We start from the raw sequence: 16,706 nt of genomic DNA, 5'->3' as shown, positions 1-16,706 counted from the left end.
TCTGAAAAAATGAAATCGATAATACTTATTTTATTTAGCACAAAAAAAGGACTCGAACTACTCGATAATGAATTTGAAGATAATTTAAATAGAAAGAGTAATATCATATTCGGGGTTTATGCAATAATTACTTTTTTATTTTCATTTGATCTTACTGCTGAAACCAAAATTGAGTTTATCTTTTTAATTCTTCAATTAATCTTAACAATCGGGTTTTCTATACTTGTAGGAACATTTTTTTCTTACTTACTTTTTAAAATCGGAGAACGTTTAAACGGAAAGGCTACCTATATTGAAATATTTTCTCTTTTTGCATACAGTTTTATTCCTATCATTATCGGACTTACTTGCATAGGAATTTTAAAAAACACCGAGTTTTTTATTCATGAATATAATAACTCATACTTAAGAAACTCCTTACTTTGTATATCTTGGTTACTTTCTATAGATATTCTATTTCAAGGATTTATAAAATTCAATAAATACAGTATTTTAAATGCTGTAATTAATATTGCTCCTTTGCTAATACTTCAAATAGGAACTTTAATTTCAAACTTCTATTTGTAATTATCTTCTAAGAATGCCAAGTTTTGAATAACAAGACGTATTAAAAAATTAATAAAGCGGTTTAAGAAATATCTTAAATCGCTTTTATTTTTTACTTTTAACTAGAACAAGAAACCGTAAAAAACAGCTATGCTATTAAAACTGAAAATACTTCTAGTTGTAATATCACTATTTTCTTTCAATAACACAGAAGTAATTCATCGAGATACACCTCTAAAATTAGATCGAAAAGGAAACATTATTGGTTTGCCCAAACAATATAAAAACCCCAAATTTATTGTTAAAGACAAAAAGCTATCCATCAATAATAAAACGGTAATATTTCCTGAATGTTTACAACAGTTTTTTAAATCTAAGGAATATTGTGAGATCGATTTATCTGCTTCATGGTATCATTATAAAGATGTAATTCCTTATTACTTAAACTTTTCAATCTCTAGTGATTTGGTAGAATACAGCTACTCTATTTTAATTGATTTAGATACTTTAGAATTTATTAGTGTTAGTAAAAATTACATGGAAGGAAATAGATTTTATAGTCCAGAAATAAAATTAGAGAAGCAATGTCTTTCTGAGTATAAAAGTCGTATCAAAAATATCGAGTAAGTTTATGCAACATTCAGAAAAGATTAAAAAAGACTTTGAAAACTCTTGGAATGAAATAACATCTTATTTTAAAGAGTCGGCAATATTAAAAAACACTGAACAATTAGATCTCATGATTAATCTAATACATGAGTTTAAAGAAAAAGGATATAATTCTTTAGTAAGAGCAGGTACATCTCTTTATTTTTTACAATTAACCAGAGCTCGCTTACATAATGGAAAATATAGTATAGCACTAAAAATTGCAATTAACGATGATAATATGTTTGAAGTGTATAAGTATGATTATGATATTTCAAATGAAAAGACAGGATTTATTTGTGTAAATTCTGTTTTTGAAAATGATACGTTTAATTCTTGGATGTCTGCATTAATAGAAGAAGAAATAAAATAATATTGCTTAACTTTATAAATAACAATACATAAGCTCTTTTTAATATGAAAAATCTACAATTACATTCTTCTGGATTAGATGATCATTTTGAAAGCATAAAACAAAAATATAATGCTCTGAAAAAGAAAATAAAAGACAACGATCAATTAAATACTTCAGAAAAGAAAACCGAATTAGAAAAATTAAATCAATTACTAAAAAAAGAAAAACAAGATTTAGAAAATAACCTTTATTAAAAAATTAAACATGGAAAAGATAAAAAACAACTTCATACAACACCCTACAAGAAAAAACTTATTCGTATTTATTTCTTTATGGCTTTTAGGAACATCTTTATTAGTATTAAGTATGACCGACTTATTTACTGAAAGTTTTTTTCAAAAAGGATACAGTGGAATTTATCTTATTTTAATTAGTTCTACCACGTTCTTGAGTAAACTATATATCAATTACTGGAAAACATCAAAAATAAAATTATAGTTACTTACTATTATTTGTAAACTTTTACTGTAGTGAATCATATATTCACCTTGTGATTTATAAATCATAAGGTTAGAATTGTTATTTCAAAAAATTTCTACTTCGTCTTTTCAAACAAATCATACTTCTTTTTGAATAAATAATCATTCCATTGTTGATCTAATTTTGTCTTGTAATCAGAAAATTATAAGATATGAACACAATCAAAGCAATCTTAATTGGTATCGGAATTTGGACTGTAGCTGTTAGTTTTTTTACACTTTCTTTTGAGTTTCAAATCATGGAAGATTTGAATGAACAAGCTAACATTGTTTTATCAACTGTTATTATTCCATTAGTATGGTTAGGCTCATACTTATACTATAGAAAAGAACATACACCTCATGGTTTTTACACTGGGTTGACATTTTTTCTTGTTGCTGCATTTTTAGATGCAATTGTAACCGTTCCACTTTTCATTATTCCTAATGGAGGTAATCATTTTACTTTTTATATGGACCTTGGTTTTTGGCTTATTGCTCTTGAAATTATGGTAATAGCACTAAGTTATTATTATATCATGATAGCTCATAAAACAAGAAACTTAAATCTATAATCATGATGGAATTTAACTTAGAAACAATAGTAATATTCGTTACAGTTCTATTAACAGGACTAACTGCTGGATTATGTTTTACGTGGACCAACGCTATAACTCCAGGAATTGGTAGAATAAGTGATTTCGGATTTCTATATGCTTTTCAACAAATGAACAGAGCGATTATTAATCCACTATTTATCATTGTATTCTTTGGTCCTTTTATTTCAAACCTCATCTTATTGTATTTGAAATATCAAACTTTTGAAAAGTCTTTCTGGATATTCTTTACTGCTGCCCTACTATTTACACTAGGAGTTGTATTTGTAACCATATTCAAAAACGTTCCATTAAACGAAATACTTGATAAAACAGACCTCACAGCAATCTCAACAGAAGAACTTAAAACTTTACGAAAAAAATTCGAATCACCATGGAATAATTGGCACCTAATACGAACACTAAGTGCTACGACATCTTTTGTCTTACTATTAATCGCGCTAATGTTCAACAAACAATAAATAACACATATAAACAATTAAAAACAAAGATTATGAAACAAAATATTTTAGTTATCGGAGGAACAGGTAAAACTGGAAGAAGAATTGTAAAATTATTAAACAAGCTAGATTACAATGTTAGAGTTGGATCTAGAACGGGAACACCAGCATTTGATTGGCACAATACCGATGGTTGGTCTACAGCTCTAGAAGGTATCGATGCAATTTACATTACCTATCAACCAGATTTAGCAGTTCCTGGCGCTTTAGCTGCTATTGAAGATTTAGTAAAAGTTGCTAAAAAGCAAAATGTAAAAAAATTAGTATTACTTTCTGGAAAAGGTGAAAAAGAAGCTCAATTGTGTGAACAAGTTGTGATTCATTCTGGATTAGAATATACAATTGTAAGAGCCAACTGGTTCAATCAGAATTTTAGTGAAAACTTTTTAGTAGAAGGAATATTAGGCGGTCATGTAGCTTTACCTTTTGCTGAAGCTAAAATTCCTTTTGTAGATGCTAATGATATTGCAGAAGTTGCTGTAAAAGCATTAACAGAAGACAGTCATAATGGTAATATTTATGAACTTACAGGTACTGAAGGTTTAACTTTTGAAGAAGCTGTAGGAATAATTGCCAAAGCTAGCGGAAGATCAATCTTATTCACAAGGATTAGTATCGATGCTTATGTTTCTGCAATGAGACAACAAGAAATTTCAGAAGATTTTATCTGGTTAGTTCAGTACTTATTCACAGAGGTTCTTGGTAATCCGAATAACTCAGAAGTTACTCACGATATTGAAAAAGTTTTAGGGAGGAAGCCAATCAGTTTTAACGAATATGTCGAGAAAACTGTAGGTTCAGGAGTTTGGGATGCTCCAGTGAATCAATTCGATTAATTTTTTCATTTCTATGCGGGGTTTCTTTATAAGAAATCTCGCATTTTTTATTCCAAATAATCTAGTATTAAAATATTAGATTCTTACTTTTTTAATTAGCTTTATAAGCCAATAAAAATTAATTATATGTTCATTGTAAATATAACTTACACTACTGCACTTGAAAAAGTAGATCAACACTTAAACGATCACATCATTTTTTTAAATGAACAATACGAATTAGGAAATTTTATAGCCTCAGGAAGAAAAGTTCCTAGAACAGGTGGTGTAATTTTATCTAATGTCGCGTCAAAATCCGAATTAGAAAATATTATTGAAAAAGATCCTTTCAAAAAAAATGAATTAGCCAACTACGATATCATCGAGTTTATACCTAGTAAAACAAGTAAAGAATTACAATTTTTAATTCCGTAAATTCTATGATGAAAAAAATTCTTTTTACTATCATTCTTATTACTAGTTTTCATGCTTTTTCTCAATCTCCTAGGAGGTTAACAAAAAAAGACTCTATAAAAATTGAAACTTTAGTTACACTTGAAATTAATAAACTGAAGCAATCTTTAGAAGGAAACGATAGAGAATTGTATAATGAATTCAAAATTGATACTTTCAGAATAAAAGAGCGTCAGCGCTTACAATTAGAAATAGATTATTCTACGCTTGGAATGGTTTCTGCAACTTATAAAGCAACAAAAGAATATGATAAACTGCTGAATAAATATTACAAACGTCTTAAAAAGAATTTAAATAAAGAAGACCAAGAAATACTGAAACAATCACAAAGAAACTGGATTAAATTTCGAGACTCTGAACTGAAATTAAATAGCGCGCTTGTAAACGCTTACTTTTCTGGTGGAGGAACAATACAGCAAGTAATCGCAGCCTCTAGAGTTGAAGAACTTACAAAAAAAAGAGTAATTGAACTGTTTCATTATTTGAATCGGAAGTTTTAGTTATCATCCTGAAAAACTTTAATTAACTTCGCTTTCAAATAATTACATGATTAACAAAGACATTCACAGATGTTCCAATGTCGAATTATTAGACATTATTAAAAACGAATATAATAAAGCTCGAATTCGTAATGCAACATCTGAATTAGAATCTAGAGATTTAACAGAAGAACAAAAGAATAAACTTAATTCTGAATATTTACTATACAAAAAACTTCAACTAGAACGTAGTGAAGCTGCTTTAACTAGTGATGAATGGTGGAATTTTTTCTTATTGTCTTTTTTTGCTATGAATAACAGATCTGAAAACGATGATTTTTCTGAGTCTGAGCTTGATCGATTTAGAAGATATGGCTATCATAAAAAGCTAAAAGAAGCGCAAAAGCTCATATTTCTAGGTTTTTTATTTTGGAGTTTTCTACTCATAATTGTGATATCTCTTTTTAAACTTTTCAGATGAATAAAAATCAAGTAGCAACATCGTATTTACAATTTTTAGAAAATGGTGAAATCGAAAAAGTAATTGAATTGTTTGACGAAAATGGCATCGTTGAATCTCCTATTTATGGAGTGAAAAAAGCAAGCGTTTTTTATCGTGAATTACAAAACGACACTTCGAAATCGGAACTAGAATTAAAAGGAATTTTTGAACAGAATGATTCAAATACTATTGCGCTTTATTTTCTATACAAATGGACATTGAAAAATAATAAAATTGTTGAGTTTGATGTCGTTGATATTATTGATATCAATACCGAAGGAAAAATTACTAAACTTAAAATAATTTACGATACCGTTATTTCTAGAAGGTTAGTTGACGAACTAGAGTAACTGACTTCAAAAAGCTATTTAAAATGTGTGACTTCAAAAATAAATTTGTGCTTTGTTCTTGTTTAGAGAATGATATTGAAGAAGATCAAATAGATTGGATTCTTAGAAGACGTAAACCAGAAAACAAAGAGACTAAACATGAAGATTCACTTAAATACACCACATTTAGTTTAGGTCAGCGTATTTTACCTAGCGATTTAAGTAATGAAGATCAACTCTTTCTTAAAAAAGGAGAACTTGCTAAAGCACTATTATCATTAAAAGAAAAGAATGTTACTAATGCTAATCTTGAAAAAATAGAAGCGACAGGTTCTTATATAGTATCTGTATTAAATCAAGATAATTGCTTTGATAAAACTATTGAGCTTTTAGATAAAGATGTGCTATGCATTAGAATAGATAAAACATCTAATCTCTGGGGAAATTTTATCTATAGAAAATCTACTTGGAGAATTGCAAATTTTAGTATGAATAAAGACAAATACACTGAAATTATACAAGGATTCATTAAGGAGTAATTTTATAACTCTATAACAACAACCTTATTCATTATATTTACATGAATGTACCGCAGCGTTAAAATATGTAATATGAAAAAGTTAAATTATCTTATCATTTCAATAATAGCTTTTGGCTTATTCTCTTGTAAAAACACAAAAACTAAAAGTACTATAACAACACGAACGGAAGTACAACAAAATGATTTAACCATTGATCATTTAAACATTTGGGTAAAGCATCCTCAAAAAGCTAAAAATCGTTTGATAGAATTAGGTTTCACTGCGATACCAGATTCTTTATCCAAAGTTCATAAAGGACAAGGAACCGCTGGAAAATACTTCTATTTTTTAAATGGATATTTAGAGTTTATCTACGTTTACGATCAAAAAGAATTAGAACAAAATGCTTCGAAAAACAAAGATTTAGATTTTATAGAACGTTCAAACTTCGATAATAATAATGCACTACCTTTTAGTGTGGCTCTTCAATTAAAAGATTATAACACGGAAAAAATTCCATTCGAAAAAATTCAATATCACCAAGATTGGATGGAAGAAGATTCTAATATTTATGCCGCAAAAAATTCGAAGACGAATCTTAAAGAACCTTCAATTTTTGTCGTGTATCCAGTCATTCAATACGATAAGTTTAATACGCTAGAAGATTTGCAAAAAATCCCTGAAGAATATGCATTATGGAGAACATTTTATAAGCATGAAAACGGAGCTCAAAAAATCACGAAAGTTATTATCACTTCTTCAGATTTAGATTTAAATTCTGAAACTATCAAAACTGTAAATCAAATTGAAGATGTTACAGTTAAAAATGGGGCTGAATATCTTATGGAACTTTATTTTGATGACAATAAACAAGGAAAATCATTTGATTTACGTCCGGAATTACCTTTAAAAATCTACCTGTAATTTATAATTGTATTTTACTATGAAAACTATGTATAAAGGTGTTTTTAAAAATAGCTTTTTAGAAGAAGAAATTGAAATTAAAAATGATTTTGAAACATTGTCTTTTTGTATAGGTCTTTTAAAATTTGAAGGTGTAACTATTGATGATTTTGAATTATTGAATTTTGAAAAGTATACAACTAAACAATTACAAAATTTTAGTTTCAATAAAGTAATTTCTGGTGATAGTTTTATTTATGAAGTCTGTGATTATCAATTAGTTTTTCTCATTCCTATTTCTCTTATTCATTTTAAGAGTAATAAAACACTACCGACTGAACTTAAAATTACTTCTTTATGTGGTAAAGCATCAAAATCTGGTGGATTGGATACATATGAACTAACTCTAGAACTAAATATTAATGGAAAATATTACACTGGATTTGGAGATTTATTCGAAATAGCTGCTGAAAATTTATTAAAAAAATTAAAAAGTGAGTACGTTTTTAAAAATTGTTTTGGATGCAACTTTTCAGATTATAGTCCTTTTGGAACGTCTACTTTTGGAAGCATGATGTGTTTTAAAAATCAGAAAGAAAAATATTTGAAAGTAAAAACGAAAGCCGAATATTTCAATTTAGATGTATGTTATAGTCACGTCCAAGAAACCTTTTATTGCAATGAGTTTGAAATCAGAAAGAAAAATATTGGATACCGTGGATAAATCTAAAAATACAGTTCAAATATTAGATTCATTTACTATTACAGGTTTAGGAATAATTTGTGAAGTTCAACACAATCTGAATGGAATTCCACCAGAAACACAACTAATAGATAAAATAACAGAAGAAATTTGGGTTGTTAAGAAAAGAGTTTTACATGGTATTTTAATATTAGAAGAATCAGAACATTATTTTGATTGTGAAACAGCAACAATGCACGCTGATTTTACGTTCAAAGACGTTGAAACTAGAAAAAAATTCGAACAAAAAGAATTAGAAAAAAGAAAAAGAGGAATTTACTCGTACTTATTAAAACCTATTCATAAAAAACAGAAAGAGAAACCAGCAAAAGACTCTATTTTAACAGTAAAAATAAATTAGAATTCAAATCTCTTATCGATAAATATTTATAAAATATTCTTCCTTTTAATAACAATCAAAACCCCAACAAGAAGCAAACTGCCTAAAATCCAAAATAACCAGTTGGTAGTATCTGTAACTAATGCTTTGTGTTCTCCGTACAATACAAAACCTGCCCAATAAAAAGGTTCAGCAAGTTTGGTATCTTTATTTTTACTAATATAATTGAGTTTCGCATTAGCTAAAGCTTCAGATTTTGTTTTTCCTTTCTTTAAATTCTGATAAAAAACTTCCATAATTTCACTTGTAGCTATATCTGGAACTTCCCATAAACTCGCCACTGTTGCCGACACACCTGAAAAAGTAAACGCACGTTCAAAAGACTCCATACTTCTTCCAGCATTTTCTTTACCTAATCCTGTATTACAAGCACTTAAAACAGCTAAATCTGCATTTAAGTTTAAAGCATACAATTCTTCTAAATATAAATCTTCATGAGCATTATTATCTTTTCCAAAAATTAATCTACTCAATCCAGATTCTTTTTGATTTACCTCTGCATGCATTGCTAAATGTAATACTGAAGCTCTAGGAGCAGTTTCAATAAAAACTTCTTTAGAAACATTGTTTCCTGAGTAAATTTCTGAAGGAAATAACTTACTAATTATCTCAGATTCTTTTAAAGCTCCAACTAACGCAGTATTATTTCCACGAGTTGCCATTGGTATTACTTCTTCTCCGTAGTTCGGCGCATATACAAAGGTCTTTTTCTCTTCTTTCTCTAATACATTATCTGCATGAATAAAACCAAGATTAGAAGTATAACTTACAGTAAAACTACTTAGTAATGAAGATGTATTATAGGTTAGAACTTCAAAAGGAATTTTATACAATTCGCCATCTGGGTTAATAACAATCTTCTTTATTTTTTTTGAAATTGAAGGTATCAATACATTACTCAAAAGCTTGCTTTTTTCAGCAGTAAACTTTCTATTTACGATACTACTCGTAATATCTGAAACCAACTCTTGTTCTTTTAATGTCCATGGAATTAATTGCCATGTTAACTCTTTTGATGTGATTGAAAAAATCGCTAAATGATTTTCTAATAACAAATATTTTAAAACCAATTCATCATCCGCTAGTTTGTTTTGTAATACTGATAACTCAAATTTGTGTTCTCGTAAAAGATCTAGTTTCGGATATATTTTTTTTGTAAAAGTTTCATGTTGATTCATTAACGATTGAATAGAATCTATAGCAGAAGCTTTTTCTTTTTGTTTGGCTATTACTAATGCTGTTCGTAATTCTAAATCGATCGCAGTTAATGAATCTAATTTTGAAAGTGAATTTGTATATCTATTCTGATTGAACTGTTGCCAAGTTCTTCTGTTAATAATTGTTTCTGATTTACTTAAAATATCAGATAATGAAATATGATCCAGTCCGTTTCCTTCTTTTTTTGCGATAAGAAAGCCAAGTAATATTTTACGTAACAAATTATTTTCTTTCGAATTAAATTTTGCTTTTCCGTAACTGTTTTCAAACTGTAACAATGCTATATGATATAGTTGTGCTACTCTTTTCTTTACCTCCGGATCGTCTCCAAAATACAATTCTAATTTTTCAGCAACTCTTCTAATTAATCGCGATTCATTAAACTTTTTACTGGGTTTAAAATTGCTATAATCTTGAGCCAAAACCTCATCTCCTTTGTGTACACGTGTAATAACATCATGAAATGTTTGTATTGCATTTTCCTTCTTTTTCAACTTAGCTTGAATCAATCCTTTTTGTGCGAGAAAAAAAGCATGAATTCCACTACTTTTAGGTAACGAATCTAATAGATGATCAATTAAAGTATCCGCTTCATTTAAATTATTCGATTTTGTTAATGCTTTACATTTATTGTATTTGAAAGAAAAATAATTCCCTGGATATCCTTTATTTTCAATAAGATCTATTGATTTGTTGATATAATGACTTCCTTTTTCAATATCTGCTTTTGTAATTAATGAATCTTCTTTGTAGCTTAAATACCAATCTCCAACGTGATTTAATGCTGTTGTGTAGTAAATTCGCTCGTTTTTATTAAATAGTTTTGATCCGTGTGCTTTTTCTAAAGCTTGCATGGTATGTTCTAATTCTAAACTATCTTTTTTATTTTTTGCATAGCTGTACAATAAATAAATCTTTCTATAAAGAAGTACAATTTCGTAACGATGATAATTACCTGTGGCATCTACTTTTATCGCATCTAGAACTAATTTATTTTTTCTGTAAATACTTTCTGCTAAACGAATATTATGTTTTGCTGCGGCCACATCACCTAAATACGATAATTCACTAGACAACAAAACATAACAATTCACAGTATAATCTAAAACAGACGGGGTTTTATCGGGTAAACCGGTTAAAATTTCAATTCCATCTTTAAGACTTTTTACTGCTTTTTTAGTTTGAGAAAGTTTACTTTCTGGCCAAGCTCTATCTGCCAGTAATCTTCCTTTATATTCTAAACCTGTATTTGTTTTCGGCACGAAAAGAATTCCTTGGTTAGAACTTACAATACTTGCCAAGTTATCTTCTAAATCATAATTCGCTTTCGATTGATAATAGTATAGTTTAGTTACAGTTAAGCTATCTTCTACTGAAGCTACAACAATTGATTGTATAGCTTTTTGTGTATACTCAAGTAATTCTTTCGGTAATTTTTTACTACTTAACAGTTGTGCTGTAGCTACAACAGTATCTTTTTTTTGAAAAGCAGAAATAGGTAGAACACATAAAAATAGAAGTCCTATGATAAAGCACTTTATTTTATAATCTTTCATGAAGAAATTTTGTTAGATGACTTAGTAAAAATACAAAAAGCAACTAAAAAAGTTGCTTTCATACTATATATCAAAAACTTATAACGATTTATTGATCTTAAGTTTTATTTTATAAAACCTAAATCTTTAGCCATTGTTAAAGTTATTTTTTCAAAATCTCGATTCTTAGCTTGCTCTTCTTTATTGAAAGGAGCGCCAGGAGCAACAATCTCTAAAGTGTATCCATCTAACTTTACTTCTAGCTTTCTTTTTGCACTAGTAAAAAGTGCCGCTTTACCAACATTTGGAATCCATTTTCCAGATTTTGACATTCCTTTTTTTAATGACCATGCTTCTTTCCAATTTTCACCTTGTCCGACTGCTTCAGAAATTCCGCCAGCATCGTCAGCTGCGCTTACTTCTTTAAATAAAGAAACCATTCCTGTTAAAAAATCCCATTCCGATCCTCCTAATTGTACTCGAACCATACATGTTTTTGTAGTTGCAGTTTGCACAAACTTTCCTTGTCCGACCGTAACTATAGATGAAGCAGGCACACCATATAAACTCGCTAACTTTTCTTTGTTTATTAAACTACAAACATCTGTTACTGCATTAAAATTAATTGCATTTCCTTTGAAGCTTTTATTTACAAAAGATGTATCTCCTAAATCAGATCCTATAATCGATTTTTTATCTCCAAAACATGAACTTAACGTTGTTAAGATCATCGCGAAAATTATTGTTTTTGCTAGTTTCATTTTTACTGTTTTTTATAATTTTATTTTATCTGTAATCTTCGAATTTCTTTAAACGAACGTCAATCATTCCTTTTACTTCTCCTTCTTTAAACACAAAGAATTCTTTCATAAAATTCGAACGTTTCGACTTACATTTTTTCTCTTCTTCTCTAGACTTGGCAGCTCTTTTTTCTAAACAATCAACTAAATGAATTCCGTTAAAACTTGCTACAAATTCTTTTTCATTAAAACGCTCGACATATAACATTCCAGAAAAAGCTTTACTTTCTAACAAATCATATGTATCTGTAAAATATATACTATACATTGTTGCATCGTCTGCTTCTGTAAATCTTATACTATTTGTGTAACTCGACTCTGCTTCCTTTAACAATGGATCGCTTAATTCTTTTAACTTTTTCCCAAATTCATCGGCAGAAATTTTCCCCTCTTGAAACTTTTTCGTTAGTGCTTTCATTTTCTCTTGCATGCCTTTTTTTTGACCTTGAAAGCTTTTCCTTTCTCTTTCTACACGAGCAAAATCTTTACTTTTAATTTGTCCCATCATGCTTTTATTATCATCATAGCCTTTTTTAACTGCACTTAAATTGATGTAAACACTATCCTTTGCTTCTATTGGAAATTTAACTCCGTTTTTAAACTCAATTTCTAAAAGGAATTCCAAAGTATTCGGCAGCTTATTATTATCTACATTTAGTCTTCCTCCAGATCGTTCAAACTTCCCATTATATCCTTCTCTTAATTCATGTTGTGCAATATACACCGTGAGTTTATTTTTACTTACACTGGCTTCAATCACTTCACATCCTCCAAAATTTTTCCCATTAAATATTGTTCTTCCTTGAGCAATTACAGTTTGACTTAACAAGACGAACAGCAATAGATTAAATACTTTTCTCATGACTATTTCTTAATGATTTTCTTATTGATAAAGTTGTTGAACTCGTCTTCTATTCTGACAAGATATAATCCAGCAGGAAGGTTTTGTAATGGAATTTCAGTTATCGTACTATTCACTCCATTTTCTTTTAGTGCAACGCTACCATTGAAATCGTAAATCGTTACAGCTTGAATTGAATTTGAGTTTTGAATCCATAATACATTTGAAGTCGGATTTGGATATAAAGACAATGTAGTTGTTGGTTCAATTTCTTCATTAGACAAAACAGCTGAGTCTTGTGCATTTAATGTAAAAGCTCCGGATTGTAATCTCGATTGTAATCTACTCGATAACTCTAACCAAACTTGTAAATAATATTCTTGACCTGGATCTAAATCATTAACCGATAGATTTCCCGTATCACAATTTATTGGAGAAGCATCTGTACAAGATTCGTATAACGCTATTTTAGAAATTAAAGATCCTGCACTAATTGTGATATTCATACTTCCTGATGCAGGAGCAGTAAACGAATACCAAACATCAAAAACTACTGATCCGTTTTTTGCACAACTCGGATTTGTTGCTGCACCAGAAGCACTTATTGTACTTCCTGGCGTATCTTGACCTAATACAATTGGAACCGTAAAAGAACAATCATCGTTAACTGGCACACAGGTTTCATTGAAGTTTGTTTGCATATCTATTTGAAACCAAGTTGTATTGCTATAATTTACATTATCAACCTGAATACAAGTTAGATCGGCATTAGCAAAAGCAGAGAAATCCTCATTAGCAATTTGCGAGTTATTTCCGTTTTTAATATTTAATCCTTTTAAAGCATTATCGTTACAGCTCAATTTAGTTAAACGTGTATTATTAACTAAGTTTAAATATTCAATAGCATTAACTTCACAGTTTAAGCTTTCTAGTTTTGCATTTGATAATGTATTTAATTCAGCAATTTGATTTCCGTTACAGTTTAGATTTACTAATTCTAAATTTTTAATAATCGATAACGCTGTAATGTCATTGTAAGAACAATCTAAATCCGTTAAATTCACTAATGCACTAACATCTAAACTTGTAAGTTCATTTGTACTACAGTTTAAATTGGTTAAAGCAATAAATTCTTCGATACCAGAAAGATCAGTAATACTTTGTCCACTAACATCTAAAGTAGTCAATGCTTGAATTGCTGAAGTTGATGCTAGATTATCTCCAGTAACTCCATTTCCTGCTCCAATAGATTCTAAATAACTTTCAAAATTACCATCTGGAATCATTGTCGTTTCTTCAGTTGAAGGTTCGTCACAATTGTTTTTAAAAACTAAGTATTCATCGAATCGAAAAGCTCCTGTTATTTTTGTTCTCGACCAATTTGCATTCACATAATCTGCATCAGAAACCTCGACACATTTTAAATTCGGATTTCTTAAACTCTCCAAGTAAAAGTTATTCTTTCCATTTTTAATAGAAACATTAGACAAACTATTCATTTCAAGAAAAATAATATCCGTAATACGTGTATTATTTGCAAAATCTAAGTTGTTTAGTTTATCGCAGTAGTATGAAAAGAAATTACTTAAATTGGTATTACTTGATATATCTACAGTTTCTAAAGCATCATTATTATTAAGAGTAATATGATCTAAATTAATAGCTCCTGTAGTATTGAAGTCAACTAACAACGTATTATCACTTAAAGACACTATTTCTAAATCTGTATTTGTAGATACATCTAAAGAAGTAACTGAGGAGTCTTGTAAATTAATTCGTATTAACTTTGTTAAACCAGAAATATTTAAAGAAGTTAATGTTTGTCCACCAGCAGTTAAATATTGTAATTCTGTATTAGCAGTTAAATCTACTGTCTGTAAAGGATTCTCTGAGATTCTAAGCTCTGTTAATCCTGCAAAATCTTCTATTCCTGTTAAATCTTGAATCCCGATAGATTTCATTGATAAAAATGTAACATCTTTTATATTATCGGTAAGTACATAATCGTCTAATACAGTATCGTAACCTTTATTAATAAGAAACTGTTCAAAGTTATTATCTGGCACATAAGTCTGCTGTGAGAAAGACACTAGTGATAATAAAGCAAGTAAAAAAAGTATTCTATATTTCATATGAGTAGCTTTTAATAGTTATGTGATCATTTCGTTTTTATATTCATATATTAGTTTTTGAATTATCATGAATCTTAACATTTTTCAGAAAAAAAATTTTTCTGTTAATATTTGCGCTATCAAGTAAACTAATGAGTAGAAACATTGACGATATATCATTTCAACAAGAACTAAGAGACGGTAATAGAGATTCTTTGCGAACGATATACGTAACTTATAGAGCAGATTTTTTAAAGTATGCTTTTACTTATAAATTAAGTGAAGATGATGCTTTAGATATTTATCATGATACAATTATTGCCTTCAATAAAAGTTTTCGTCAGAATAAAATAACCGTCACAAAAAGCTCTATAAAAACATACCTTTTTGGTATTGGTAAAAACAAAATTTACAATCATTTTAAAAAACAGAAAAAAGTACATTTAGTAAAAGATCAAGAGGAAGAAGCTTATGAAAGTATCGAGATAAGCGAGACTGAACCAACAGTTGAACAAATCGCACTAAGTAAAGCTCTAGAAAAAATTTCTAAAACCTGTAGAACACTTTTAAAAATGTTTTACTTCAGGAATTTAGACCTTGAAGAAATTGTTAGTTTAACAGATTACAAAGACACAAACACCGTAAGTAGTCATAAATCTAGATGTATGAAAAAACTTAAAGAGTTGGTTAAAAAATGAATGATCACGAAAAAATAATACAGAAGTATTTTAGCAATACATTAAGTGATGAAGAGCAAACTATTTTTGACACACTATTAAAAACTGATCCTAAATTTGCTGAATTAGTTCAATCGCATGAAGATATTGCTATTGCTTTTCAGATTCAAGAAGATCAAGAAATAAGCGCATTAATCAAAGAAATTGAACATAAACGAAATAACAAACCGTTCTTCTTAAAAATTGCTGCTGCAATTGCTGTATTTATAACTGGTTATTACTTTTTATTTAATTCGAGTGCGAATTACGAATCGTATTTAGAGACGTATCCTAATGTATATCATCCGATCACAAGAGGAAATTCTGAAAGTAAATTAGATGAAGCTTTTAATGCGTATGAAAGTGAGGCCTATGAAACTGCAGTAAAAAAATTCGACGAACTTTTGGCTGATGAAAAAACTCCTGAAATTGAATTTTACAAAGCCATGGCTTTATTAAATAATAAAAAGTACAATGATGCTTTTACTATTTTAAGTCAACTACAACAAACCTCTTTTGATTACCAAGAAGAAACCCTTTGGTATTTAACTGTAATTTCTCTTTTAAATGATAAGGAACAAGAAGCTAAAACATACTTAGAGTTTATGAAAAATAACGCTATGAAATATAAGCGTAAGGAACGTGAGATTTTATTGAAAAAACTGAATTAATTCAGATCATCTAAATCTGGTTCTTCTGCTTCTGGTTTTATATAAGCTCCAGTAACAAAATCTAATAATTGTAATTGCGCTAATACTTCTTTACTATGTTCTGAATCAATAAAAATTCTGAAAATTGCATCGGTTTTCATAGTATTATCCATTCCTGTAAGTTGTGTTACAGAAATCTTTTTGTTTTCGAAAACAGTATTAATCGCATCGCTACAATGTTGTTGTTGTTTTGCTATAAACATTGAATCTTTATATTGCATTGCTACAGCTGCTTTAATATGAATAACTAATTCATTCATTTTTATTTTTTTGTTTGAAATTTTAACATCTCTTTTTTGAGTACTAGTACAGCTTACAACTAACAATAGCACTAAGAAATTATATATTTTAAAGTACATTAGATTATAAAATTAATAAAAGCATGGAATACAATTTTGCATTCCACACTTTTACTCTTAACAAACT

23 protein-coding genes are annotated in these 16,706 nt (G+C 28.8%); 18 read left to right on the top strand and 5 right to left on the bottom strand.

Annotated features, from left to right (window positions below; genetic code table 11):
- Positions 1–9: 9 nt before the first annotated feature.
- The 16 genes from Q1A15_RS16645 (at position 10) to Q1A15_RS16570 (ending at position 8,310) form a co-directional block, all read left to right on the top strand.
- On the top strand, positions 10–567 hold the full coding sequence (locus tag Q1A15_RS16645; protein WP_299626617.1) for a YIP1 family protein: 558 nt from the start codon (positions 10–12) through the stop codon (positions 565–567).
- 129 nt (positions 568–696) lie between these two features.
- Positions 697–1,173: a hypothetical protein gene (locus Q1A15_RS16640; RefSeq protein ID WP_299626614.1), complete on the top strand. Its 477-nt coding sequence runs from the start codon at positions 697–699 to the stop codon at positions 1,171–1,173.
- Positions 1,174–1,177: 4 nt separating this feature from the next.
- On the top strand, positions 1,178–1,567 hold the full coding sequence (locus Q1A15_RS16635) for a hypothetical protein (protein WP_299626611.1): 390 nt from the start codon (positions 1,178–1,180) through the stop codon (positions 1,565–1,567).
- A gap of 44 nt (positions 1,568–1,611) precedes the next feature.
- Complete coding sequence (locus Q1A15_RS16630; protein WP_299626608.1) at positions 1,612–1,803, top strand: hypothetical protein; 192 nt, start codon at positions 1,612–1,614, stop codon at positions 1,801–1,803.
- Positions 1,804–1,813: 10 nt separating this feature from the next.
- A complete protein-coding gene (locus Q1A15_RS16625) occupies positions 1,814–2,047 on the top strand; it encodes a hypothetical protein (RefSeq protein ID WP_299626605.1) in 234 nt (77 codons plus the stop codon).
- A gap of 193 nt (positions 2,048–2,240) precedes the next feature.
- The gene (locus Q1A15_RS16620) at positions 2,241–2,642 is read left to right on the top strand and encodes a DUF5367 family protein (protein ID WP_299626602.1); all 402 of its coding nucleotides are present in this window, start codon (positions 2,241–2,243) and stop codon (positions 2,640–2,642) included.
- Positions 2,643–2,644: 2 nt separating this feature from the next.
- The gene (locus Q1A15_RS16615) at positions 2,645–3,145 is read left to right on the top strand and encodes a DUF1772 domain-containing protein (RefSeq protein WP_299626599.1); all 501 of its coding nucleotides are present in this window, start codon (positions 2,645–2,647) and stop codon (positions 3,143–3,145) included.
- 32 nt (positions 3,146–3,177) lie between these two features.
- Positions 3,178–4,020, top strand: a complete 843-nt coding sequence (locus Q1A15_RS16610) for an NAD(P)H-binding protein (RefSeq protein ID WP_299626596.1) — start codon at positions 3,178–3,180, stop codon at positions 4,018–4,020.
- Between the two features lie 126 nt (positions 4,021–4,146).
- A complete protein-coding gene (locus Q1A15_RS16605) occupies positions 4,147–4,434 on the top strand; it encodes a YciI family protein (protein WP_299626593.1) in 288 nt (95 codons plus the stop codon).
- A 5-nt stretch (positions 4,435–4,439) separates the two neighbouring features.
- On the top strand, positions 4,440–4,973 hold the full coding sequence (locus Q1A15_RS16600) for a lysozyme inhibitor LprI family protein (RefSeq protein ID WP_299626590.1): 534 nt from the start codon (positions 4,440–4,442) through the stop codon (positions 4,971–4,973).
- A gap of 46 nt (positions 4,974–5,019) precedes the next feature.
- Complete coding sequence (locus tag Q1A15_RS16595; RefSeq protein WP_299626587.1) at positions 5,020–5,433, top strand: hypothetical protein; 414 nt, start codon at positions 5,020–5,022, stop codon at positions 5,431–5,433.
- A complete protein-coding gene (locus Q1A15_RS16590; protein ID WP_299626584.1) occupies positions 5,430–5,804 on the top strand; it encodes a nuclear transport factor 2 family protein in 375 nt (124 codons plus the stop codon). The genes Q1A15_RS16595 and Q1A15_RS16590 overlap by 4 nt, the downstream gene beginning before the upstream one ends.
- A 23-nt stretch (positions 5,805–5,827) precedes the next feature.
- A complete protein-coding gene (locus tag Q1A15_RS16585; RefSeq protein WP_299626581.1) occupies positions 5,828–6,322 on the top strand; it encodes a hypothetical protein in 495 nt (164 codons plus the stop codon).
- A 72-nt stretch (positions 6,323–6,394) separates the two neighbouring features.
- Positions 6,395–7,228 carry a VOC family protein gene (locus tag Q1A15_RS16580; protein ID WP_299626578.1) on the top strand — a complete coding sequence of 278 codons (834 nt, stop codon included), beginning with the start codon at positions 6,395–6,397 and terminating at the stop codon, positions 7,226–7,228.
- 19 nt (positions 7,229–7,247) lie between these two features.
- Complete coding sequence (locus tag Q1A15_RS16575; RefSeq protein ID WP_299626575.1) at positions 7,248–7,931, top strand: DUF6304 family protein; 684 nt, start codon at positions 7,248–7,250, stop codon at positions 7,929–7,931.
- Positions 7,924–8,310 (top strand): hypothetical protein, encoded by a 387-nt coding sequence (locus Q1A15_RS16570; protein ID WP_299626572.1) that lies wholly within the window; start codon positions 7,924–7,926, stop codon positions 8,308–8,310. The genes Q1A15_RS16575 and Q1A15_RS16570 overlap by 8 nt, the downstream gene beginning before the upstream one ends.
- Positions 8,311–8,336: 26 nt before the next feature.
- On the opposite strand, the gene Q1A15_RS16565 is transcribed toward Q1A15_RS16570, so the two are convergent.
- The 4 genes from Q1A15_RS16565 to Q1A15_RS16550 form a co-directional block, all read right to left on the bottom strand.
- On the bottom strand, positions 8,337–11,123 hold the full coding sequence (locus tag Q1A15_RS16565; RefSeq protein ID WP_299626569.1) for a CHAT domain-containing protein: 2,787 nt from the start codon (positions 11,121–11,123) through the stop codon (positions 8,337–8,339).
- A gap of 104 nt (positions 11,124–11,227) precedes the next feature.
- A complete protein-coding gene (locus Q1A15_RS16560; RefSeq protein ID WP_299626566.1) occupies positions 11,228–11,863 on the bottom strand; it encodes a hypothetical protein in 636 nt (211 codons plus the stop codon).
- Between the two features lie 25 nt (positions 11,864–11,888).
- Complete coding sequence (locus Q1A15_RS16555) at positions 11,889–12,764, bottom strand: hypothetical protein (protein WP_299626563.1); 876 nt, start codon at positions 12,762–12,764, stop codon at positions 11,889–11,891.
- 2 nt (positions 12,765–12,766) lie between these two features.
- A complete protein-coding gene (locus Q1A15_RS16550; RefSeq protein WP_299626560.1) occupies positions 12,767–14,875 on the bottom strand; it encodes a T9SS type A sorting domain-containing protein in 2,109 nt (702 codons plus the stop codon).
- Between the two features lie 131 nt (positions 14,876–15,006).
- On the opposite strand from Q1A15_RS16550, the gene Q1A15_RS16545 reads away from it, so the two are divergent.
- On the top strand, positions 15,007–15,552 hold the full coding sequence (locus Q1A15_RS16545) for a sigma-70 family RNA polymerase sigma factor (RefSeq protein ID WP_299626557.1): 546 nt from the start codon (positions 15,007–15,009) through the stop codon (positions 15,550–15,552).
- Complete coding sequence (locus tag Q1A15_RS16540; protein WP_299626554.1) at positions 15,549–16,241, top strand: hypothetical protein; 693 nt, start codon at positions 15,549–15,551, stop codon at positions 16,239–16,241. The genes Q1A15_RS16545 and Q1A15_RS16540 overlap by 4 nt, the downstream gene beginning before the upstream one ends.
- On the opposite strand, the gene Q1A15_RS16535 is transcribed toward Q1A15_RS16540, so the two are convergent.
- Positions 16,238–16,540: a hypothetical protein gene (locus tag Q1A15_RS16535; RefSeq protein WP_299626551.1), complete on the bottom strand. Its 303-nt coding sequence runs from the start codon at positions 16,538–16,540 to the stop codon at positions 16,238–16,240. The two genes, Q1A15_RS16540 and Q1A15_RS16535, sit on opposite strands and share 4 nt — an antisense overlap.
- Between the last annotated feature and the right edge of the window lie 166 nt (positions 16,541–16,706).

This window comes from uncultured Tenacibaculum sp. (genome assembly GCF_947495995.1).
In the GTDB taxonomy this organism is placed as follows: domain Bacteria; phylum Bacteroidota; class Bacteroidia; order Flavobacteriales; family Flavobacteriaceae; genus Polaribacter.
This window is presented reverse-complemented; position numbering and strand designations above follow the sequence as displayed.